Origin of the sequence: Streptomyces sp. NPDC058985, assembly GCF_042740985.1 — a bacterium.
Taxonomy (GTDB): domain Bacteria; phylum Actinomycetota; class Actinomycetes; order Streptomycetales; family Streptomycetaceae; genus Streptomyces.
The window spans coordinates 29336-50622 of record NZ_JBHYJX010000018.1 but is presented as its reverse complement, the minus strand read 5'-3'; the positions used below and the strand labels follow the sequence as shown (position 1 = coordinate 50622).

Sequence of the window (21287 nt, the reverse complement as noted above, 5' to 3'; positions counted from 1 at the left end):
GAGACAGTCGCCGCGCGGCGTCACCGGTGCCGACGCGGCTCCCCGCGACGCCCCCGGCCCCCGGAGGGCTCGTCACTCTGGTGGCCCCCGCGGATGCGCCGCCCGCGCTTCTCTCCCGTGAGGATGCGGGCATGGGTATACGCATGCTCCACCACCGGACGACACCGGCACGGGCAAGCACAGACGGACCCGCCCGCGTGCCACTGCTGCCGGTCCCGGCCCTCGCGCCAGGCGCGAGTACCGGCCGCATCCCCGCCACCCTCACCACGGCCCTGCGCCGCACCACGACCGGCCTCCGCCGCAGACTCGCCCGCAGGGACCCGGCGACCGTCACCCCGCGCGAGACACCGGCCTGGCGGCTGTGGACCGACCTGGCGCGCGGCTACCTGTCACTGGCCCTCTCCCTGGTGCCGCGGCCCCGCCCCGCACGCACCCTCACCGTCTTCGTCGCCACCGCCGACACCGTCAGCGGGCGACCCGGCGGTCCGGCTCCGTACCGGCACCGGCACGGCTGGTGGGAGCCGGGACCGGACGCCACACCCTGACCGCCACGGCGTACAGCAGCAGCGCCGGGACCAGCCCCGCGCCCGCCCCGAAGCACACCGTCGGGATCAGCTCCCAGGGCTTCGCCATGTGACCCCAGTAGTCCCACCACCGCGTCGCACGCCGCACCGCCCCGGCCACCGCGCAGCAGCCGAGCAGCGCCGCGGCCCACCACCGGTCCCGGACCGAGAGGACCGCGACCGCCGGCGTCCCGCTCCGGGGCGTCCGGCGCAGCGCCCGCGTCAGGAACACGACGATCACGACCGCCGCCACCGCGGAGCCGCCGTACTGCAGGTACCAGTAGAGCGGCGAGCCCGCGATCTCCCGGCCCAGCACCGGGAACACCCGCATCCCCCAGCGGTCGAGGTGCGTGAACGCGTCCCACACCACGTGCGTCAGCGCCCCCAGCACCGCCGACACGTACCACCACGCCACCAGTGAGGGCAGCACACGCGCACGTGGCGCCCCGCACCGCAACAGAGGCGCGACGCGCCCCTGGTGGGCGTTCGGCAGCAGAGCCACCAGCGGTTCGCGGACCAGCAGCCACAACCCCACCAGCGCCCAGGCCACCGCCACATCCACCGTGAAGACACCGGGAAACGAGTGCGTGACGTCCCCGAACTCCATCGCCTCGGGCAGGAAACTCGCCGCGTAATAGGTCATGTCGGGCGCGAACGACCCCGCCACCAGCACGGCCGGCATCAGCCGTCCACGGCCCGACCCGTCACCCCGCACTCCTGGCAGCACGGCGGCGGCATGACTGAGGGTGAAGGGCAACAGAACTCCTCTTATGGCCAACCGGTGAATATCGGGCGCGAACGGGTGCCCGTGCAAAGCAAGTTGCCGTAGGGTCGCCTGCGGCACCGTGCCGGTCGAACAGACGGACACCACGCTCGGAAGGTTGCGGTGCAACCGCCGGCGCGGACCGATCGTCACAACAGGGCGGAAACAACGGGCGATGGCACGGCAGCCGGCACGGCAGCCGGACACCGCGGCCGGGCACGGACGGAGAGGGACGCGCGGGCGTCCACGGGAGGGGTTCACTCTATGGCGGCGCATTTCGACCGGCGGCTCCGCAAGGCGGCGGTCACCACCACCGTGGCGGCGGTCGTGGTCGCGGCCCTCTCCGCGTCCCAGGCCCCGGACGTGACGGCCGACGCCAACGGCAGACGGACCACCGCGGACAACGCGCCGACGTCCGACACACCCTCCCAGGAGAGCGCGACCGGCAACTCGCCGTACTACACGGACCTGCCGCCGCTCAACAGCCCCAGCCCCGCGCCCACCACCGGCACCCCCGACTCCCGGGCCGCCGCCGAGGCCGGCATACCCGCGACCGTCCTGGACGCCTACAAGAAGGCCGAGGCGGCGGTGCGCCAGGCCAAGCCCGGCTGCAACCTGCCGTGGCAACTCCTCGCGGCCATCGGCAAGGTGGAGTCCGGCCAGGCCCGCGGCGGCCGCGTCGACGCCCAGGGCACCACCATCGGCAAGATCATCGGCCCCCAGCTCGACGGCAACGGCTTCGCGCTCATCAAGGACACCGACGGCGGCGTCTACGACGGCAACAGCAACTACGACAACGCCGTCGGCCCCATGCAGTTCATCCCCTCCACCTGGTCGTGGGCGGGCCGGGACGGCAACGGCGACGGCAAGGACGACCCCAACAACGTCTACGACGCCGCGCTCGCCGCCGGTCACTACCTCTGCCGCTTCACCTGGGACCTCTCCGACGAGGCCGACCTCAAGAGCGCGATCCTCAGCTACAACAACTCGCAGGACTACCTGCACACGGTCCTGTCCTGGCTGGAGCACTACCGCAAGGGCAGCCACGAGATCCCCGACGGCACCGGCAGCCTCCCGGTGGGCCGCAGCGACGACCCGATCGGCGCCGGCACCGGTACCTCGCCCGGCGCGACAAGCCCGACGCCGCGACCCGGCGGCTCCGGCTCCACGTCGCCCGGCAGCGACAAGCCGAACCCCCCGACCGAGCCCGGCAAGCCTCCGAACCCCGGCACCGGCTCACCGACCCCCAAGCCGACGCCCGACCCGGAGCCGCCCACCGGCACCCGGCCCCCCACGCCCACCGACACGGTGCACCACCTGGAGAACGCGGGCGCCACCGGGCTCACCGCGATCGCGGGCGACACCTTCTCCGAGAGGCTCAGCGCCCGCGCCGAGACCAAGGCCGGAAAGGCCGTCGGCAAGGTACGCGTCCGCTTCACCGTGCTGGGCGACACGGACGCCGCCTTCACCGGCGGCGACAAGGTCGCCGCGGTCACCACCAACGCCTCCGGCGTGGCCGTCGCGCCCGCGCTGGTGGCGGGCGAGAGGACCGGCGCCTTCACCGTCCGCGCCACCGTGATCGGCCGCACCGTGGGCCTCGACTACAAGGCCACGGTCACCGAACGCGTCGCCGACGCCCTCGACCGCGTCGGCGACGCCGAGCTGACCTGCGTGCCGGGCGGCGAGTTCGCGGACCAGGTCGAGGTGAAGGCCACGCACAAGGGCGCCGCCGCCGACAAGGTCGCCGTCACCGCCACGCTCATCAAGTCGGTGCTCGACCCGACCGAGGCGGACAAGGGCCCCTACTTCAAGGACGCCGACGGCAAGACCGTCCGCACCCTGACCGGCCTCAAGACCGACGCCAAGGGCATGCTGAAGCTGCCGAAGCTGTACGCCGACGACACCACCGGCACGTACATGCTCCGCGTCACCGCGGCGGGCGGCGGCGCGCTCAACGTCCAGCTGAAGGTCGCCGAGGCGGCCGAGCCGACGCCCGGCCCGTCCACGGAGCCGTCGACCGACCCCTCCACGGAGCCGTCCACGAGCCCTTCCGCCGAGCCCAAGGCATAAGCGATCCAGGCCGGACGACCGAGGGCGCCCTCCGCCACGGCGGCGGGCGCCCTCGCCGTCTCCCCAGGCCCCCGCGTCACTTTGCGAGCCGGGCCTTCGTGTACCGGGTCGGCTCCGCCGTGGCGGGATCCTCGGGCCACGGATGCTTCGGGTACCGGCCGCGCAGCTCCGCGCGTACGCCCTTGTAGCCGTCCCGCCAGAAGGAGGCCAGGTCGGCCGTGACCGCGGCGGGGCGTCCGGCGGGGGAGAGGAGATGGACGAGCAGGGGCACCCCGGTGATCCGGGGCGACCGCTGCAGCCCGAACATCTCCTGCAACTTCACCGCGAGGACCGGCTGTTCCGGGTCGCCGTAGTCGATCCGGATCCTGGACCCACTGGGGACCGTGATGCGCTCGGGCGCCAGCTCGTCGAGGTGCGACGCCTCCCCGGACGCCCAGGGCAGCAGCCGCGCCAGCGCCTCCACGGCGTCGATCCGGCCCAGGTCGGCCCGGAACCGGGCCCGGCCCAGCTCGGGCTCCAACCACTCGTCCACGCGTGCGTGGAGGGCGTCGTCGGAGACGTCCGGCCACGGCTCACCGAGGTGCCGCCGCAGAAACGCGAGCCGCGCGCGCAGCGCGTCCGCGTCTGCCGTACGGCGCAACAGCGCCAGACCTTCCTGCCGCAGCCCTTCGAGCAGCGCGTCCCGGACGAGTCCGGGGTCGGCGCCGGTGAGCGGCCGGACCGTGAGTTCCACGGCGCCGAGCCGCTCCACCCGCCGGGCCACGACGTCGCCGTCGCGCCAGTGGACCTCGTCCCGCTCCGCCAGCAGCGCCCCCGCCGCGAGCCGCGCCGTCTCCTCGTCGACCACCGCACCGAGCTGCACGCGCGCGTGGCCCCGCCCCACCGGCCGGTCGGCCACGGCGACGGCGATCCACGGCGCACCCCGCAGCGCCGACCCCTCGGGCAGCTCGGCCCGGGTGCCGGAGACCATCAGATAGGTACCGCCGTCCTTCTTCGCCACGCGCTCGGGAAAGGCCAGGGCGGCCACCAGCCCGGCGAGAGCCTCCTCGGCGATCGGCAGCCCCCGCCGGCCGTCCCCGGGCTCCACAGCGCCCCGCAGCCGCCGCACCTCCGCCCGCCACCGCGCCGCATAGCCGTCACCTCCACGCCGGGCGGCCCGCAGTACCGACACCAGCTCGTCCCCGTACTCCCGCGGCGCCTCCTCACTGAGCAGCCCGACCACTTCGGCGACCACCTCGGGGCCACCGCCGCCACCACCGGAGCGACCCGCCCCCGCGTCCCCCGTCGCCGATCCGGCCGCGTCGAGCAGGGCCCGTCCCAGGCGGGGATGGACGCCGAGGCGGGACAGCCGGATGCCCCGGGGCGTGACGTGCCCGGTGGAGTCGACCGCCCCGACCGCCGTCAGGACCGACCGCGCCGCCGCCATCGCCCCGCCCGGCGGCGGGTCCAGGAGCGCCAGTCCGGACGCGTCCGGATCCCCCCAGCAGGCCGCCTGCAGGGCGAACGCGGTCAGGTCGGCCACCTTGATCTCCGGCGCCGGGAAGCGCGGCAGCCGGGCGTCCTCCGCCTCCGCCCAGCAGCGGTACACCGCGCCGGGGGCCTCCCGCCCGGCCCGCCCCGCCCGCTGCCGCGCCGCCGCCCGCGAGGCCCGCACCGTCGTCAGGGCGCTCAGCCCGCGCGCGTGGTCGACGCGCGGCTCCCGCGCCAGTCCGGCGTCCACGACCGCCCGCACGCCCGGAACCGTCAGCGACGACTCCGCCACCGAGGTCGCCAGCACCACCCGGCGCCGCGCCCCGGGCACCAGCACCGCGTCCTGCACGGCCGCGGGCGCCCGCCCGTGCACCTGGAGCACGTCGACGTCCCCGAGACCCCCCAGCTGCCCGGCGACACGCGCGATCTCCCCGACGCCGGGCAGGAAGCAGAGCACGTCCCCGTCGCGCTCGGCCAGCGCCCGCCGCACCACCGACGCGACGTGCGCGAGCAGCGCCGGATCCACCCGCGTCCCGTGCGGGGGCCGCACCGGACGCCCCGGCGGCGACCAGACCACCTCCACGGGATGCGACACGCCCCGCGCCTCGACGACCGGCGCCCCGCCCAGCAGCCGGGCCCAGCCCTCCGCGTCCGTCGTCGCCGACGCGGCCACCAGGCGCAGCTCCGGGCGGAGCGCCTGGCGCACGTCCCACAGGAACGCCGCCGCCGTGTCCGCGTCCAGGTGCCGCTCGTGGCACTCGTCGAGCACCACCACGTCGACGCCGGTCAGTTCCTGGTCCCGCTGGAGCCGCTGCAGGAGTACACCGGTCGTGACGACCTCCACGCGCGTGTGCCGCCCGACCACCCGCTCACCGCGCACGGTGTACCCGACACGCGCGCCGGGCTTCTCACCCAGCAGCCACGCCATCCGCCGGGCCGCCGCCCGCGCCGCGATCCGCCGGGGCTCGGCCACGACCACGCGCCGCGCGGGTCCCTCGCCCAGCAGCCCGGCCAGCGCGAGGGGGACCAGCGTCGTCTTGCCGGTGCCGGGCGGCGCGACCAGCACCGCCGTGCCGTGCCCTTCCAGGGCGTCGTGCAGTGCGGGCAGGACACCGCGCACGGGCAGCGCGTCCAGGGCGTCGTAACGGATCACGCCCCCAGTGTCGTACGACCGCGGAACCGGCCTCCACACGCGCGTGCGCACGCACGGCCCGTACGGCTCAGTCGCGCTCGCACACGAAGATCGCCGTCCCCGGGATCAGGTGCCCGCGCAGCGGGGACCACCCGCCCCACTCGGAGGTGTTCCAGTCCGGCCACTCCGGTTCCACGAGGTCCACCAGCCGGAATCCGGACGTCACCACGTCCCGCACCCGGTCACCGAGCGTCCGGTGGTGCTCGACGTACACCGCGCGGCCCTCGTCGTCCTGCTCGACGTAGGGCGTGCGGTCGAAGTACGACGCGGACACCGACAGCCCCTCGGGGCCCGGCTCGTCCGGCAGCGCCCAGCGCAGCGGATGCGTGACGGAGAAGACGAAGCGGCCCCCCGGGCGCAGCACCCGGCGCACCTCCCGCAGCACCAGCCGCGGATCGGCGACGAACGGCAGCGCCCCGTACGCCGAGCACGCCAGGTCGAACGAGCCGTCCGCGAAGGGCAGCACGGCGGCGTCGGCGCAGACCAGGGGGAAGTCGCCGCCGATGCGCAGGGCGTGCTGGAGCTGGCGGTGGGAGAGGTCGAGGGCCACGGGACGGGCACCCTGGGCGGTCAGCCAGCGCGAGCACTGCGCGGCGCCGGCGCCGATCTCCAGGACCGTCTTCCCCTTCAGGTCCTCCGGCGGGCCGAGCAGCTCGGCCTCCATCTCGTCCAGGCCCTCGGGACACCACACGAAGCGGTCGTCGCCGAGGAAGGTGCCGTGCTCGGTCTGGTACTCGTCCGCGTTCCGGTCCCACCAGCCGCGGTTGGCGCGCGAACTCTCCGTGACACCGGCGGCACGCCGGGTGGCCTCGGGTTCCGCCGCCGCGGTCTCGGACGTTACGGGCTCTTGGATGACCGGCTCCCTCGTACTAGTCTGCGGGCTCTTCCGTGCCGCCGGCCCGGGTCACGCAAGGGACGCTCAGGGGTCCACGTGGCCTCGGGGGACAGCTTTTGTGCCGGGTATGCGGTGATCTGCCCCGGGTGTGCGGCTTCGCGCATTGACCCTGCCCGGCTGCCCCCGTATGCTACAAGTTGCGCTGCGGGCCTGCGCGCCTCAGACGTAGTAGGCCGCGCTCGCATCTGTTGTATGTCCCCTCGGTTCTCGAGGCGTCGCCAGTGGTTTTCGGTGACGCTTCCTTGGCTGTCCGGCTTCGGCAGAGCGAAACGGGCTCCCGGCGTAAGCAGTACCTACGACTTCAATGTCCGTACCGGAGCCCTTTCCCACATGACGAGCAGCACCGAGACCACCGCCACCACCCCGCAGGTAGCGGTCAACGACATCGGTAACGAGGAAGCCTTCCTCGCCGCGATCGACGAGACGATCAAGTACTTCAACGACGGCGACATCGTCGACGGCGTCATCGTGAAGGTCGACCGGGACGAGGTCCTGCTCGACATCGGTTACAAGACCGAAGGTGTCATCCCGAGCCGCGAGCTCTCGATCAAGCACGACGTCGACCCCAACGAGGTCGTCGCCGTTGGTGACGAGATCGAGGCCCTTGTTCTCCAGAAGGAGGACAAGGAAGGCCGCCTGATCCTCTCGAAGAAGCGCGCCCAGTACGAGCGTGCCTGGGGCACCATCGAGAAGATCAAGGAAGAGGACGGCATCGTCACCGGTACCGTCATCGAGGTCGTCAAGGGTGGTCTCATCCTCGACATCGGCCTCCGCGGCTTCCTCCCGGCCTCCCTGGTCGAGATGCGCCGCGTCCGCGACCTCCAGCCCTACGTGGGCAAGGAGCTCGAGGCGAAGATCATCGAGCTGGACAAGAACCGCAACAACGTGGTCCTGTCCCGCCGTGCCTGGCTGGAGCAGACCCAGTCCGAGGTCCGCCAGACGTTCCTCACCACCCTCCAGAAGGGTCAGGTCCGTTCCGGCGTCGTCTCCTCGATCGTCAACTTCGGTGCCTTCGTGGACCTGGGTGGCGTCGACGGTCTGGTCCACGTCTCCGAGCTGTCCTGGAAGCACATCGACCACCCCTCCGAGGTCGTCGAGGTCGGCCAGGAGGTCACCGTCGAGGTTCTCGACGTCGACATGGACCGCGAGCGTGTCTCCCTGTCGCTGAAGGCGACCCAGGAAGACCCGTGGCAGCAGTTCGCCCGCACCCACCAGATCGGCCAGGTCGTGCCCGGCAAGGTCACGAAGCTGGTGCCGTTCGGTGCGTTCGTCCGCGTGGACGAGGGCATCGAGGGTCTGGTCCACATCTCCGAGCTGGCCGAGCGCCACGTGGAGATCCCGGAGCAGGTCGTCCAGGTCAACGACGAGATCTTCGTCAAGGTCATCGACATCGACCTCGAGCGCCGTCGCATCAGCCTCTCGCTGAAGCAGGCCAACGAGGCCTTCGGTGCCGACCCGTCGACGGTCGAGTTCGACCCGACCCTGTACGGCATGGCCGCGTCCTACGACGACCAGGGCAACTACATCTACCCCGAGGGCTTCGACCCCGAGACCAACGACTGGCTCGAGGGCTACGAGACCCAGCGCGAGGCGTGGGAGACGCAGTACGCCGAGGCGCAGCAGCGCTTCGAGCAGCACCAGGCCCAGGTCATCAAGTCCCGCGAGGCGGACGAGAAGGCCGCGGCCGAGGGTGCCGACACCGCGGGTGCGGCTCCGGTCGCGTCCGGCGGCGGTGGCGGCGGCTCGTACTCCTCCGAGGGCGGCGACAACTCCGGCGCCCTGGCGTCGGACGAGGCGCTGGCCGCGCTGCGCGAGAAGCTGGCCGGCGGCCAGAGCTGAGCGCAGGCCACTGAGGCCAAGCCGTAGACCAAAGGGTCGTACCTTTCGAGGTACGGCCCTTTGGCGTTGCGCTGGACAGCGCCCCTCCGGCCGGCCGCCAAGATCACAGTCCTCGCTCTTGCGGGAATGCCCGTCCCCGTCCAGGCGTTGTCAGGTACGAACACGAGGAGGGGAGCGGTCACTGTGCTTGATCCGCAGGATTTGTACGCATGGGAGCCGAAGGGCCTGGCCGTCGTCGACATGGCGCTCGCGCAGGAGTCGGCCGGACTGGTCATGCTGTACCACTTCGACGGCTACATCGACGCCGGGGAAACCGGCGACCAGATCGTCGAGCGCGTGCTCGACACGCTGCCCCACCAGGTCGTCGCCCGCTTCGACCACGACCGGCTCGTGGACTACCGGGCACGCCGTCCGCTGCTGACCTTCAAGCGGGACAGCTGGACGGAGTACGAGGAGCCCACCATCGAGGTGCGGCTCGTCCAGGACGCCACCGGGGCGCCGTTCCTGCTGCTGTCCGGCCCCGAGCCGGACGTCGAGTGGGAGCGCTTCGCCGCGGCCGTGGCGCAGATCGTGGAGCGCCTGGGCGTCCGCCTGGCGGTGAGCTTCCACGGCATCCCCATGGGTGTTCCGCACACCCGCCCCGTCGGCGTCACCCCGCACGGCACCCGCACCGACCTCGTACCGGGCCACCGCAGCCCCTTCGAGGAGGCGCAGGTCCCCGGCAGCGCCGAGGCGCTCGTCGAGTACCGGCTCACGCAGGCCGGCCACGACGTCCTGGGTGTCGCCGCGCACGTCCCGCACTACATCGCCCGCTCCCCGTACCCGGACGCGGCGCTGACCGTCCTGGAGGCGATCACCGCGGCGACCGGCCTGGTCCTGCCCGGCATCGCGCACGCCCTGCGCACGGACGCCCACCGCACCCAGACGGAGATCGACCGGCAGATCCAGGAGGGCGACGAGGAGCTGACCGCCCTCGTCCAGGGCCTGGAGCACCAGTACGACGCGGCCGCCGGCGCCGAGACCCGCGGCAACATGCTCGCCGAGCCCGTCGAGATCCCCTCGGCGGACGAGATCGGCCGCGAGTTCGAACAGTTCCTGGCGGACCGGGAGGGCGACAACTGACCTCGCCCGGGCCGGCCCGCGGACGGGGCCGTGGAATGTGCCGTCACCGGCAGGCCCTAAGCTTCCGCTCATGCTGAAGGTGGGCCTGACCGGCGGGATCGGTGCCGGCAAGAGCGAGGTGTCGAGGCTGCTCGTCGAGCACGGCGCCGTACTGATCGACGCGGACCGGATCGCGCGCGAGGTCGTCGCGCCCGGGACCCCGGGACTCGCGGCGGTGGTGGCGGCCTTCGGCGAGGACGTGCTCGCCGGGGACGGCAGCCTGGACCGGCCTAAGCTCGGCTCGATCGTCTTCGCCGACCCGGAGCGCCTCGCCGCGCTGAACGCGATCGTGCACCCTTTGGTGGGCGACCGCTCCCGCGACCTCGAAGAGGCGGCCGACGACGACGCCGTCGTCGTCCACGACGTCCCCCTGCTCACCGAGAACGGCATGGCACCGCTGTACGACGTCGTGGTCGTCGTGGACGCCGACCCGGCCACCCAGCTCGACCGGCTGGTCCGGCTGCGCGGCATGACCGAACCGGACGCACGGGCGCGCATGGCCGCCCAGGCGACGCGTGAGCAGCGCCGGGAGATCGCGGACGTGGTCATCGACAACGACGTGCCGCTGGACGAGCTGCGACGCCGCGTCGCGGAGGTGTGGACCGAGCTGGCTCACCGGGCACACGCCCGGCGCCGGACGGCACAGGAATAGGGTGCCCCGCGCGGGCGTTGATCCCTTCCAGTGAGGGAAGGACTCTGCCGTGCCCGAGATCAGCGGTTCGACCGGACGTACCCCGGAGACGGATGTCATCGACTTCCGTGCCGCCGAGCAGCTGCTCGCGGCGCGGGACCCGCGGGGCGCGGTGAAGCTGCTCGACGCGGTCATCGGAGCCCACCCCGAGAACACCGCCGCGCGGCTGCTGCGCGCCCGTGCCTTCTTCGCCGCGGCGCAACTGCGACCGGCCGAGCTGGAGTTCACCATCGTCCTGGAGCGCGAGCCGGACAACGCGTTCGCGCACTTCGCGCTGGCCCGCACCTACGAGCGCCGGGGCTGCCCCGACCAGGCCCGGCGGCACTTCAGGCTGGCGGCGGCCCTGGACCCGAACCCGGAGTACCTCCAGCAGGCGCGTTTCGACTCCTGAGTCCCTGAGGCCCAAGGCCCCCAAGGCCCTGAGGCCCCGAGGGTCAGTCCCTCTGCGGCGGGTACGGCGGGATGTCCCGGCCCGGCTGGTAGTGCGGGCCCTGGCGCAGGTGCCGCAGGACCACCGTGAGGTCGATCGTCGCGACCAGCCAGAGCACCCCGCAGGCCACGGCCCATCCGGTACGGCCGGTGAGCGCGAAGGCCGCCGTCCCGAAGATCGCCCAGACCAGCCCCCACAGGCTCAGCCAGAACCGCGCCCGCAGGGCACTGCGCGCGGTGGCCGGTTCACTGCCTGTACGTATCGGATCACCACTCCTTCAAGCAACGTACTCCGGCGGGCCCACGAGGGGGAAACGGGCCGCCTCGGCGGTCCCGCCGCACCACCGGACCGCGTGCGTTCACTCGGTCGGGTGAACCGACGGCGCATGGGAACGGGTGTGCGGTGACGGGCCGTTGGACGGGCATGGAACTCAGAATGCGAGAGGGACACCAGGGGACGGGCCCCGGCGCCATCACCCCGGACGGCTGTGCCGTCGAGCTGTATGCGCGGCTGCCCGCAGGACCCGAGCCGGACATCGTCGCCGCCGCCGTAGCCGGGGGTGCGCACATCCTGGAGCTGGGCAGCGGGGTGGGCCGCATGACCCATCCGCTGCTGGAGCGCGGGTTCTCCGTCACCGCGGTCGACGAGTCCGCCGAGATGCTGGAGCGCGTGCGCGGCGCACGGACCATATGCCGTCCGATCGAGCACCTCGACCTGGACGAGCGCTTCGACGTGGTGATGATGGCGTCGTTCCTCGTCCACACCGGGGACGTCGAGGTGCGGCGGGGCCTGCTGCGCACCTGCGCGCGCCACGTCGCGGACGACGGCTGCGTACTGATCCAGCGCGAGGGCGCGGACTACCACACGAACCTGCCGCGCGAGCGGGTCGACCCCAGCGGCTTCACCGTGCGGATCCTGTCGGCGGACCCGGTCGCGGAGGGGGTCGACTCGGTACGCGCGGAGTACGAGTTCCCGGACGCGGTCTGGACCCAGACCTTCCTGGCCCGGCCGCTGACGAAGGAACAGTTCGAGCAGGCACTGGCGGAGGCGGGACTCCGGGTGGACCGGTACCTGACCGACGACGGGACGTGGGTGAGGGCGATTCCGGTGCCACAGGGGTGAGGCCACATGAGTGATGCGACAAGAGTAGGGATCCGGCGATGAGTTCCGGTCCCGCGGGCGGTCTACCCACCCGACAGCATCACGGACCAACCAGCTCAGGAGACCGCCATGGCCGAGACCGCCGCTTCTGCCGCCCCCACGGCTCGCACCGCCCGGATCACCCTGCGCGTGGTGCAGGTGCTCGTCGCGCTGTTCTTCGCCGTGGCGAGCGCCTCGCCCAAGCTCGTCGGGCACTCCTCGGCGGCCGACAGCTTCGCCACGATGGGCTGGGGCGACGCCGGCATGTACGCGATCGGAGTCCTGGAGCTGGCCGGAGCGGTCGCCCTGCTGATCCCGGTGCTCCAGTCGGTGGCGGCGACGGCGCTCGGCGCGCTGATGATCGGCGCGTTCGTCGTCCAGTTGACCTACTTCGACGGTGAGAACGCGGTGACGCCGCTCATCCTGCTGGTGCCGCTCCTGGTCATCGCCCGGGCCCGCCGCGAGCACAACGGGGAGCTGCTCCGGCTGCTCCGGGCCCGGCGCGGCTGAGCGAGCGGTCCGAGGACGGGATCAGGGCCTGGTCTCGGCGTCCTTACGAGCGCGGGCCAGGCTCTCCAGCCCGCGCAGGCGCTCCATCTCACGGCGGTCCCGCTTGGTCGGCCGCCCGGCGCCGCGGTCACGGATCCCGGCCGGGGCGACGGCCTCGCGGGGCGGGGGCGGCGGGGAGTTGTCGACGTAGCACTGGGCGGCGACCGGGGCACCGACGCGCTTGCGGATGAGCCGCTTCACGATGACGACGCGTTCCCGGCCCTCGTGCCGCAGGCGCACCTCGTCGCCCACGCGCAGTGAGTACGCGGGCTTCACTCGGTCACCGTTCACCCGGACGTGGCCGCCCCGGCAGGCGGTGGCGCCGAGGGAGCGGGTCTTGATCAGGCGGACGGCCCAGATCCAGCTGTCCACCCGGACGCTCTCACCGCTCTGCGGCCCGGCCGCCTCGGCGGCGGCGATCGCGGCGGCGGTCTTCGGGTCCTGTTCCGGGGCCCGAGGGGCGTCCTGCGGGACGCCCGCCCCGTCCGCCGGGACCTTGCCCTCGTCATGCTCGGAAGCCATGCTCCGACCTTAGCCGCCCGCCCCGGCGGGAGGGACCGCAATTTCCGCCGGAGGATCGTTCTACGGTGGACGTATGGACACCGGCGGCCTCTCCACCCTCGACCAGCGGATCGCGGACTGCCGGGCCTGCCCGAGGCTGGTCGACTGGCGGGAGGAGGTGGCCCGTACGAAACGGGCGGCCTTCGCCGACTGGACGTACTGGGGCCGTCCGGTGCCGGGCTTCGGACCGCCCGGCGCGAGCCTGCTGATCGTCGGACTCGCCCCCGCGGCCCATGGCGGCAACCGCACCGGCCGGATGTTCACCGGCGACCGCTCCGGAGACGTGCTGTACCAGGCGCTGTACGACGTGGGCCTCGCCTCGCAGCCCACCGCGGTCTCCGCCGACGACGGCCTGGAACTGCTCGGCGTGCGCGTCACCTCGCCGGTGCACTGCGCCCCGCCCGCCAACAAACCCACCCCCGCCGAACGCGACACCTGCCGTCCCTGGCTCGTCCAGGAGCTGGACCTGCTGCGGCCGACGCTGCGTGCGGTGGTCGTGCTCGGCGCCTTCGGATGGCAGGCGGCGCTGCCCGCGTTCGCCGACGCGGGCTGGACCGTGCCCCGCCCCCGTCCGCCCTTCGCACACGGCGGGCAGGTCACCCTGGGCGCGCCCGACGGGCCCGGCCTGCGCCTCTTCGGCTGCTTCCACGTCAGCCAGCGCAACACCTTCACCGGCCGGCTGACTCCCGAGATGCTCCGCGACGTGCTGCGCGCGGCGGCGGACGCTGCGGGCCTGCCTACCCGGTAGAGCGGATGGGCGCCCCTGTAAGCGGATGCGCGCCCCTTTTAAAGCGGATGAGTGCTCCCGCCCGGCGGCGCTACGGTGCTCCGATGGGCCTGTATCCGGAGATCGAACCGTACGACCACGGCATGCTCGACGTCGGTGACGGCAACAGCGTCTACTGGGAGACCTGCGGCAACCCGCACGGCAAGCCCGCGCTGGTGCTGCACGGCGGGCCGGGCAGCGGAGCGCGCCCGGGGCACCGGCGGTACTTCGACCCGGCCGCCTACCGGATCGTCCTCCTCGACCAGCGCGGCGCCGGACGGTCGCTGCCCGGCGCGAGCGCACACGACACCGACATGAGCGTCAACACCACCGCCCACGTCATGGCGGACCTGGAACGGCTCCGCGCCCACCTGGGCATCGAGCGCTGGCTGGTGTGGGGCGTGTCGTGGGGATCGGTCCTGGGCCTGCGGTACGCGCAGACGCACCCCGGTGTGGTGTCCGAGCTGGTGCTGACCGGCGTCGCGACCGGCTCCAACGCCGAGGTGGCCCTCCTCACCCGAGGGCTGGGCAAGATCTTCCCCGAGGCTTTCGAGCGATTCCTCGCCGCGCTCCCCCCTGACCAGCGCGACGGCGATCCGGCCGCCGCCTACAACCGGCTGCTGGAGTCGCCGGAGGCCGCGGTGCGGGAGCGGGCCGCCCGTGCCTGGACCGACTGGGAGACGGCGACCATACCGGCGCCGCCACGCTCGGTCGCCCGGTTCGAGGACCCGGAGTTCCGCCTGGGCTTCGCCCGCACCGTCACGCACTACTGGGGCAACGGCCACTTCCTCGGCGAGGGCAACGACGAGGGCGTGGTCCTCAGGGACGCGCACCTGCTGAAGGGGGTCCCCGGCACCCTGGTCCAGGGCAGCCTCGACTTCGGCAACCTCCTGGGCATCGTATGGCGGCTCCACCACGCGTGGCCGGACAGCGAGCTGGTGGTCGTGGACGAGGCCGGACACGACGCCGGAGCCGTCGGGGACGAGGCACTCGTGGCGGCGACGGACACCTACGCCCGGCGCGAAGCCTGAGCGGCGTACGGACGTGGGTGCGGCGGCCGGGCGCGCCGGACGCCCTGCCTGCGAACGCCTGCCTACGGGCCCCTGCGCCCACCGACCCCTGCGCCTACCGACCCCTGCGCCTACCGACCCCTGCGCCTACCGACCCCTGCGCCTACCGACCCCTGCGCCTACCGACCCCTGCCTACGGACGCCACACGTACCGCACGTCCGGCTCCCGCTCCTCGTTCCTGGCGCCGTCCGTCCGCTCCACCGCGGTGAACCCGTGCCGCTCGTAGAAGCGGTGCGCGGGCGCGTTGACCTGGAACGTCCACAGCTCGAGCCCGGCCGGCCTGCGCTCCTTGGCCAGGGCGACGAACCGGTCGCCGAGCCCGCGCCCGCGCCGTTCGGGGGCGAGATACAGCTGCGACAACTCCTCGCCCTCCAGCACCATCACCCCCGCCACCGCACCATCGGTCTCCTCGGCCACCCACGCCTCGTGCTGCTCCACCACCACGTACCGGAAGTACGCCCGGACCTCGTCGTCGGTCCGGGGCCGGACCACGGTCGGCAGCGCGGCGGCGAAGGAGCGCAGCCACACGTCGGCGGCGGCACGCGCGTCGCCGGCCGACGCGCGCCGCAGGACGAACGCGCCGGCCCCCGTGTCCGGGCTCACGGACGGGCCTCCTCGGGCACGACCGCCGTTGCCGTGATCTCCACCAGCTGTCCCGTGTACCCGAGGCAGCTCACTCCGAGAAGCGTCGAGGAATGCGGGCCGGTACTGAGCCCCGACGCCTCGACGACGTCCCAGACGGCGGACAGCTCGGCGGGCTCGGTACCCACCACGTACACGTCGGTCGACACCACGTACCGCAGGTCGCTGCCGACGGCACGCAACTGCTCGGTGAGGTTCGCGACGACCTGCTCGGCCTGACGGACCGGGTCGCCCTCGCCGACCAGCTTCCCGTCCGCGTCGAGCGGAACGGCCCCGGCGAGAAAGGCGAGCCTGGTGCCGGCCTCGACGACGGAGGCGTGGGAGTAGGTGGGCGGCGGGAAGAGACCGGACACGGTGACGCGCTGAATCACGTGGGCTCCTGAAAGCTGGACGGACAACCTCCCGATCGTCCGCCTCCCGGCCCACGTCGCGCACCCGGATTTCCCTCGCGGCCCGCGCCCGGGCACGCCTGGGCTTCCGGTGTCCGTTCCGTCGCCTCGTCACCGCCAGGAGCCCACCGCAGTGCCCTCCCTCACGGACCCCACGGACGGTGCCTTCCTCGACACCACCGCCGGCCGGCTCGCCGCCCTGCCCACCGTCCGGGCGGTCACCCTCGGCGGCTCCCGGGCCCAGGGCACGCACAGACCCGACAGCGACTGGGACATGGCGGTCCACTACCGGGGCGACTTCGACCCCGGCGACCTCCGCGCCCTCGGCTGGGCCGGTGACAACCGGACGCTGCGCGGCGAACTGCCCCGCCCCGACTACCCCGACGCCCTGCGCGCCACCGCCCCCGACCGCGGGCACGGCGCGGCCACGGCCACCCTCGCCTACGCGAGAAACGGCCACGCCCCAAGGGAGCCTTTATCCAGGTCGCCGGAGCCATCGCCCTCGCCACCACCCGGACGGCACACGCGATGCCGGCGGCACAGGGGGAGTGGGTCACCAACGAGAAGGGCATCGTCGAGCGCGCCGGGCTGGGCGGGATCGACGAGCTGGTCGCCGGACTGACGCCGGAGCCGCGCTCCCTGACCCGCTCGGTGGAACACACCGAGACGTTGCTGCGCGTCGCCCTGGAGGGCCTGGCGTAGGCGCCGAGGCCGCCGTCATCCTCCGGAAACACGCGCGTTTCCGCCCCCGCGCCATCCCGTCGTACGCTTGACACCGCACCGCACCGCACCGCACCGCACCGCACCGCCCAGCCCGGCCACCGTCGCCCGAAGGCTCGTCATCGCCCTCGACCCGACGACAGGAGGCCGCGCCCCTTGTTCCGCACCGCCGCCCGTGTGCTCCCGCCGTGGCTCGCCCATACTCTGAACGCCCAGCGCGGTCCCGTGCCCTGGAACGCGGTCACGCGCGGTGCGCTGGCCGGTGGGCCGCTGCTGGTCGCCGCGCTGGCCGCCGGGCGGGCCTCCCTGGGAGTCGTCGCCGCGATCGCCGCCATGCTGGCCGGCATCAACGACCGGCCGGGCAGTCGCCGTACGTCCGTGCGGCGGATCGGCGTACCCGCGCTCGCGGGCGCGGCCGGGCTGCTCGTCGGGACGTACGCCGGACAGCAGCTGGGCGCCGTTTGGCTGACCCTGGTGCTGACCGGGCTCGGGCTGGTCGCGGGCGGCGTCAGTGCCGTCGGGCCCGTGGCGTCCCAGACCGGGACGCAGCTGCTGGTCGGCAGCGCGGTGGGCGCCGGGATGCTGTTGCCCGACCCCGGGTGGCAGAGCGTGCTGGCCTTCCTCGCCGGCGCCGGATGGCTGCTCCTGCTGCGGCTGGTCCTGCCCACGCCCGGCTCTCTGAACGGCGGATTCCGCTTCGACGGGGAGCGCGCCGCCGTCGCCGGCGTGTACGACGCCGTCGCCGCACTGTTGGACGCCGTCGGCACCGAGCACGCCGTGGCCCGCCGGGCCGCGCTCACCGCCGCCCTCGACCACGCCCAGGACGCGCTCGCCGGACCCCGGCTGCGGCGCCGTGCCTCCACCGCGGCCGAACGCCGACTGCACGCCCAGTACGCGGCCGCGCTGCCCCTCGGCGAAGCCGCGACCGCGCTCGCGTGGGCCGAGCGGCCCGTGCCCGCCCGTGCCTCGGAAGGGCCCCGGCGGCTCGCGGCCGCCGTACGCGGCAACGCCCACGCGGGACCACTGCCCGCGCCCCAGCGCACCGACCCCGCGCTGCGCGCCCTGGACGACGCCCTCCTGCACGCCGCGGTCGCCTTCGACCTGGGCAGGGGCCGGGACCTGCACACCCGCAGGCGGTCGGCCGCCGCCCTCGCCCGCGAGATCCTCGGGGCGGGCGGACGGGAGTACGGGCTGCGGGTCGGGCTGTGCTTCGGAGCAAGTGCCGCTGTCGCCCAGGCGCTGCACCACGGCCACTGGTACGGCGCCCACCAGCACTGGTACTGGCTGCCCGCCACCGCCGTCTTCCTCGTCAAGCCCGATCTCGGTCCGCTCGTGTCGCGGGTCCTGTGCCGGGCGGCCGGGACCGTGCTCGGGGCCTTGCTGTTCGCCGGGTTCGCGGCCGTACTGCCCCGGCCCGAGGGACTGGTCGCGCTGGTCGCCGTGTGCGGTGCCCTGGTGCCGGTCGCCGCGCGGCACTTCGCCGCCCAGACCACGGTGGTCACCGTCCTCGTCCTCGCCCTGGTCATGGTCGGCGGCGAACCCCAGGCATCCGCCGGCCGCATCGGAGAGACGCTGCTGGCCTGCGCGATCGTGCTGGTCGTCGGGCATCTGCCGATGCCGGGACAGCGGGGCGGCGGCGTACGGGCCCGGATCGGAGCCGCCGACGCCGCCGCGCAGGCCTACCTCGCGCACGTACTGAGCGGGTCCGGCGACCGCGCCACCCGGTGGACGCTGCGCCGCGAGGCCTACCGCACGCTCGCCGAGGCACGCGCCGCCATCGACCGCGCCGCCGCCGAACTGCCCGCCCTCGCCCGCCACTCCGAGGGCACGGACGAGGTCGCCGCGGTCCTCGAACGGCTCGTCGACACCACCACCGCCTGCGCCGTCCACCTCGACGACACCGGCCGGCTCACGCCCCGCCACACTGCCCGGCTCGCCGAGCTGGGGGACGAACTGGCCCAGCGGCGCGGCCGCGTGGGCGGCGACCGCCCCGAACTGCCGCTCGCGGGGTGAGCGCCCCCGGCTGACCGGTGCCGCGCCGGAGCCCGCCCCCGTAGGTTGGCGTGATGACGCCTTCTTCGCACGGGAAGCCCGCGGATCTCGTCATCACCGGCTGCACCGTCCTCGTCCACGACGACCGGGAGCGGATCGGTTTCGAGGAGGACACCGCGATCGTCGTACGGGACGGAGCCGTCGACTCCGTGACGACCGCCGCCGCCGCCGTCGCCGGCCTGGCCGCCGCCGACCGTATCGACGCCCACGGCCAGGTCGCCCTTCCCGGGCTGGTCAACTGCCACACGCACGCGCCGATGGCCGCCCTGCGGGGCCTCGCCGAGGACCTGCCCACCGAGGAGTGGTTCAACGACGTCGTCTGGCCCGTCGAGTCCAACCTCACCGAACGGGACGTGACCCTGGGCGCCCGGCTGGCCTGCGCCGAGATGATCCGCGCGGGGGTGACGACCTTCGCGGACAGCTACTTCCACATGGACGCCGTGGCCGCCGTCGTCGCCGGGTGCGGGATGCGGGCGCAGCTGGGCCAGGCGTACTTCTCCTCGCAGGGCGCCGAGGGGCGGGAAGCGTCACTGGAGTTCGCGTTGCGGCACCGGGGCGCCGCCGGCGGCCGCATCACCACCGCCCTCGCCCCGCACGCCCCCTACACGGTGACCGACGCCGACCTCGCCGCCACCGCCGCGCTCGCCCGCGACCACGGACTGCCCGTGCACCTCCACGCCGCCGAGAACCGGGACCAGACCGACACCAGCCTCGCCCGGCACGGCGCCACCCCGATCCAGGTCCTGGAGCGCACCGGCATCCTCGGCACCGACGTGCTCATCGCGCACGGCACCGGCATCACCGGGGACGATCTGCCGCTCCTCGCCCGTGCGGAGGGCCGTACGGCCGTGGCGACCGCACCCCGCGGCTACCTCAAGTTCGCCTGGCCCGGCACCACCCCGGTGCGCGCCCTGCGCGACATCGGCATCCCCGTGGGCCTCGCCACGGACGGCGCCGCCTCCAACAACTCCCTCGACGTGTGGGAGTCGATGGCGCTCACCTCCCTGATCCAGAAGTCCACCGAGGACGATCCGCGCTGGCTGACCTCCCGTCAGGCCCTCCACCACGCCACCCTGCAGAGCGCCGACGCGGTCGGGCTCGCCGGCACCGTCGGCCGCATCGCGCCGGGCCTGCGGGCCGACCTGATCCTCGTCGACCTCACGGGACCGCACACGCAGCCCGTGCACGACCTCGCCGCCACCCTCGTGCACAGCGCCCGCTCCGCCGACGTGCGCACGACGATCGTCGACGGCCGCGTCCTCATGCGGGACCGCGTGCTGCTCACCCTCGACGTGCCCGCCGTGGTGCGGGAGTTGGAGGAGCGGCTGCCTGCCCTGACCGACCGCGGCCACGGACGGCGTGTCCAGGAGTACGACACCTGAACCGCATCCGCGCGGCGGCCCGGAAAAGAAAGTTCTCCGAGCCGCGATGAGTTCTTCTCCTCCCGGCGGTCACCATCCTTCGACGTTCCGTCGCAATGGAGGAGCTGGAGCCATGTCGCTGCCCGAGATCGTGACCCGCGCCGACTGGCGCGCGGCGCGCGCGGCCCTACTGGCCAAGGAGAAGGCGGCCACCCGCGCGCGTGACGCCCTCAACGCCGAACGGCGCGGGCTGCCCATGGTGGAGGTCGACAAGGAGTACGTGTTCGAGGGCGGCGACGGCAAGGCCCCCCTCCTCGACCTCTTCGAGGACCGCGACCAGCTCGTCGTCTACCACTTCATGTTCGCACCTGAGTGGGACGCGGGCTGCCGCAGCTGCTCCGCCTTCCTGGACCAGATCGGCCACCTCGCGCACCTGAGGGCCCGCGGTACGGCCTTCGCCGCCGTCTCCCGGGCGCCGTACCCGAAGATCCTGCCGTTCAAGGCGCGGATGGGCTGGACGCTGCCCTGGTACTCGTCGTACGTCAGCGACTTCAACGCCGACTTCGAGGTCACCCTCGAACACGAGGGCGAGCTGGTCGAGCGGCCGGGCCTCAGCTGCTTCCTGCGCGACCGTGAGCGCGTCTTCCACACCTACTCGACGTACGAGCGCGGCCTCGACGGGATCGGCTCCACCACCAGCCTGCTCGACCTGACCGCGCTCGGCCGGCAGGAGCCGTGGGAGAAACCGGCGGGACGCGCGACGGCTCTCGGCGCGCCCGCGGGCGGCGAGGGAGTCCGCTACCACGACGAGTACGAGGACTGAGGGGACTGAGAGGACTGAGAGGAGTGAGAGGTCTGAGAGATCTGAGACGCTCCGTAGTCTCTCCGTAGCGGAAACGACCGAACGGCTGCGTCACGGCTCACACTTTGCGGTGAACGAGTGTCAACTATGTCTCAGTACC

At 73.5% G+C, this 21287-nt stretch carries 20 protein-coding genes and 1 pseudogene; 14 read left to right on the top strand and 7 right to left on the bottom strand.

The annotated features are described in order from the left end of the window. Nucleotides 1-131: 131 nt before the first annotated feature. Nucleotides 132-545, top strand: coding sequence for a hypothetical protein (locus ACFW01_RS18125; protein ID WP_234953569.1), 414 nt, complete (start codon nucleotides 132-134; stop codon nucleotides 543-545). Here the strand turns inward: ACFW01_RS18125 and ACFW01_RS18120 are convergent. Next, entirely contained in the window at nucleotides 466-1320 is an 855-nt protein-coding gene (locus tag ACFW01_RS18120) for a DUF4184 family protein (RefSeq protein WP_384504518.1), read from the bottom strand. The genes ACFW01_RS18125 and ACFW01_RS18120 overlap by 80 nt on opposite strands. 270 nt (nucleotides 1321-1590) lie before the next feature. Here ACFW01_RS18120 and ACFW01_RS18115 point away from each other — a divergent pair, with 270 nt between their 5' ends. Next, the gene (locus ACFW01_RS18115; protein WP_384504515.1) at nucleotides 1591-3396 is read left to right on the top strand and encodes a lytic murein transglycosylase; all 1806 of its coding nucleotides are present in this window, start codon (nucleotides 1591-1593) and stop codon (nucleotides 3394-3396) included. A gap of 76 nt (nucleotides 3397-3472) precedes the next feature. On the opposite strand, the gene hrpB is transcribed toward ACFW01_RS18115, so the two are convergent. Together hrpB and ACFW01_RS18105 are read right to left on the bottom strand one after the other, a co-directional pair. After that, entirely contained in the window at nucleotides 3473-6019 is a 2547-nt protein-coding gene (hrpB, locus tag ACFW01_RS18110) for an ATP-dependent helicase HrpB (protein WP_384504512.1), read from the bottom strand. A gap of 67 nt (nucleotides 6020-6086) precedes the next feature. Further along, nucleotides 6087-6911, bottom strand: a complete 825-nt coding sequence (locus tag ACFW01_RS18105) for a class I SAM-dependent methyltransferase (RefSeq protein ID WP_384504614.1) — start codon at nucleotides 6909-6911, stop codon at nucleotides 6087-6089. A gap of 372 nt (nucleotides 6912-7283) precedes the next feature. On the opposite strand from ACFW01_RS18105, the gene rpsA reads away from it, so the two are divergent. From rpsA to ACFW01_RS18085, 4 genes are all read left to right on the top strand, one after another. Beyond that, nucleotides 7284-8792 (top strand): 30S ribosomal protein S1, encoded by a 1509-nt coding sequence (rpsA, locus tag ACFW01_RS18100; protein WP_125495358.1) that lies wholly within the window; start codon nucleotides 7284-7286, stop codon nucleotides 8790-8792. Nucleotides 8793-8975: 183 nt separating this feature from the next. Then, entirely contained in the window at nucleotides 8976-9914 is a 939-nt protein-coding gene (locus ACFW01_RS18095) for a PAC2 family protein (protein WP_384504509.1), read from the top strand. Between the two features lie 70 nt (nucleotides 9915-9984). Beyond that, nucleotides 9985-10605: a dephospho-CoA kinase gene (gene coaE, locus ACFW01_RS18090; RefSeq protein ID WP_384504506.1), complete on the top strand. Its 621-nt coding sequence runs from the start codon at nucleotides 9985-9987 to the stop codon at nucleotides 10603-10605. A 49-nt stretch (nucleotides 10606-10654) separates the two neighbouring features. Then, complete coding sequence (locus ACFW01_RS18085) at nucleotides 10655-11035, top strand: M48 family metallopeptidase (protein ID WP_122615035.1); 381 nt, start codon at nucleotides 10655-10657, stop codon at nucleotides 11033-11035. Between the two features lie 43 nt (nucleotides 11036-11078). On the opposite strand, the gene ACFW01_RS18080 is transcribed toward ACFW01_RS18085, so the two are convergent. After that, nucleotides 11079-11336: a DUF6343 family protein gene (locus ACFW01_RS18080; RefSeq protein ID WP_384504611.1), complete on the bottom strand. Its 258-nt coding sequence runs from the start codon at nucleotides 11334-11336 to the stop codon at nucleotides 11079-11081. A 173-nt stretch (nucleotides 11337-11509) separates the two neighbouring features. On the opposite strand from ACFW01_RS18080, the gene ACFW01_RS18075 reads away from it, so the two are divergent. Beyond that, complete coding sequence (locus ACFW01_RS18075; RefSeq protein ID WP_384504503.1) at nucleotides 11510-12196, top strand: class I SAM-dependent methyltransferase; 687 nt, start codon at nucleotides 11510-11512, stop codon at nucleotides 12194-12196. 108 nt (nucleotides 12197-12304) lie between these two features. Next, the gene (locus ACFW01_RS18070) at nucleotides 12305-12724 is read left to right on the top strand and encodes a DoxX family protein (protein WP_384504500.1); all 420 of its coding nucleotides are present in this window, start codon (nucleotides 12305-12307) and stop codon (nucleotides 12722-12724) included. Between the two features lie 21 nt (nucleotides 12725-12745). On the opposite strand, the gene ACFW01_RS18065 is transcribed toward ACFW01_RS18070, so the two are convergent. Further along, nucleotides 12746-13285: an RNA-binding S4 domain-containing protein gene (locus tag ACFW01_RS18065; RefSeq protein ID WP_234953547.1), complete on the bottom strand. Its 540-nt coding sequence runs from the start codon at nucleotides 13283-13285 to the stop codon at nucleotides 12746-12748. A 73-nt stretch (nucleotides 13286-13358) separates the two neighbouring features. Between ACFW01_RS18065 and ACFW01_RS18060 the strand changes: the two genes are divergently transcribed. Both ACFW01_RS18060 and pip read left to right on the top strand, forming a co-directional pair. Further along, a complete protein-coding gene (locus ACFW01_RS18060) occupies nucleotides 13359-14072 on the top strand; it encodes a uracil-DNA glycosylase (protein WP_234953545.1) in 714 nt (237 codons plus the stop codon). 83 nt (nucleotides 14073-14155) lie between these two features. After that, a complete protein-coding gene (pip, locus tag ACFW01_RS18055) occupies nucleotides 14156-15121 on the top strand; it encodes a prolyl aminopeptidase (protein WP_384504497.1) in 966 nt (321 codons plus the stop codon). 172 nt (nucleotides 15122-15293) lie between these two features. Here pip and ACFW01_RS18050 read toward each other — a convergent pair whose 3' ends face one another. Together ACFW01_RS18050 and ACFW01_RS18045 are read right to left on the bottom strand one after the other, a co-directional pair. Then, nucleotides 15294-15764, bottom strand: coding sequence for a GNAT family N-acetyltransferase (locus tag ACFW01_RS18050; RefSeq protein ID WP_384504495.1), 471 nt, complete (start codon nucleotides 15762-15764; stop codon nucleotides 15294-15296). Continuing rightward, entirely contained in the window at nucleotides 15761-16174 is a 414-nt protein-coding gene (locus tag ACFW01_RS18045) for a RidA family protein (protein WP_234953540.1), read from the bottom strand. The genes ACFW01_RS18050 and ACFW01_RS18045 overlap by 4 nt, the downstream gene beginning before the upstream one ends. 151 nt (nucleotides 16175-16325) lie before the next feature. Here ACFW01_RS18045 and ACFW01_RS18040 point away from each other — a divergent pair. The 4 genes and pseudogenes from ACFW01_RS18040 (at nucleotide 16326) to ACFW01_RS18025 (ending at nucleotide 21148) form a co-directional block, all read left to right on the top strand. Continuing rightward, nucleotides 16326-16894, top strand: a pseudogene (locus tag ACFW01_RS18040) (nucleotidyltransferase domain-containing protein). Between the two features lie 174 nt (nucleotides 16895-17068). Beyond that, entirely contained in the window at nucleotides 17069-18925 is a 1857-nt protein-coding gene (locus ACFW01_RS18035) for an FUSC family protein (protein ID WP_384504492.1), read from the top strand. Between the two features lie 53 nt (nucleotides 18926-18978). Further along, nucleotides 18979-20346, top strand: a complete 1368-nt coding sequence (locus ACFW01_RS18030; protein WP_384504490.1) for an amidohydrolase — start codon at nucleotides 18979-18981, stop codon at nucleotides 20344-20346. Nucleotides 20347-20458: 112 nt separating this feature from the next. Then, nucleotides 20459-21148: a DUF899 domain-containing protein gene (locus ACFW01_RS18025; RefSeq protein WP_384504488.1), complete on the top strand. Its 690-nt coding sequence runs from the start codon at nucleotides 20459-20461 to the stop codon at nucleotides 21146-21148. Nucleotides 21149-21287 lie beyond the last annotated feature (139 nt).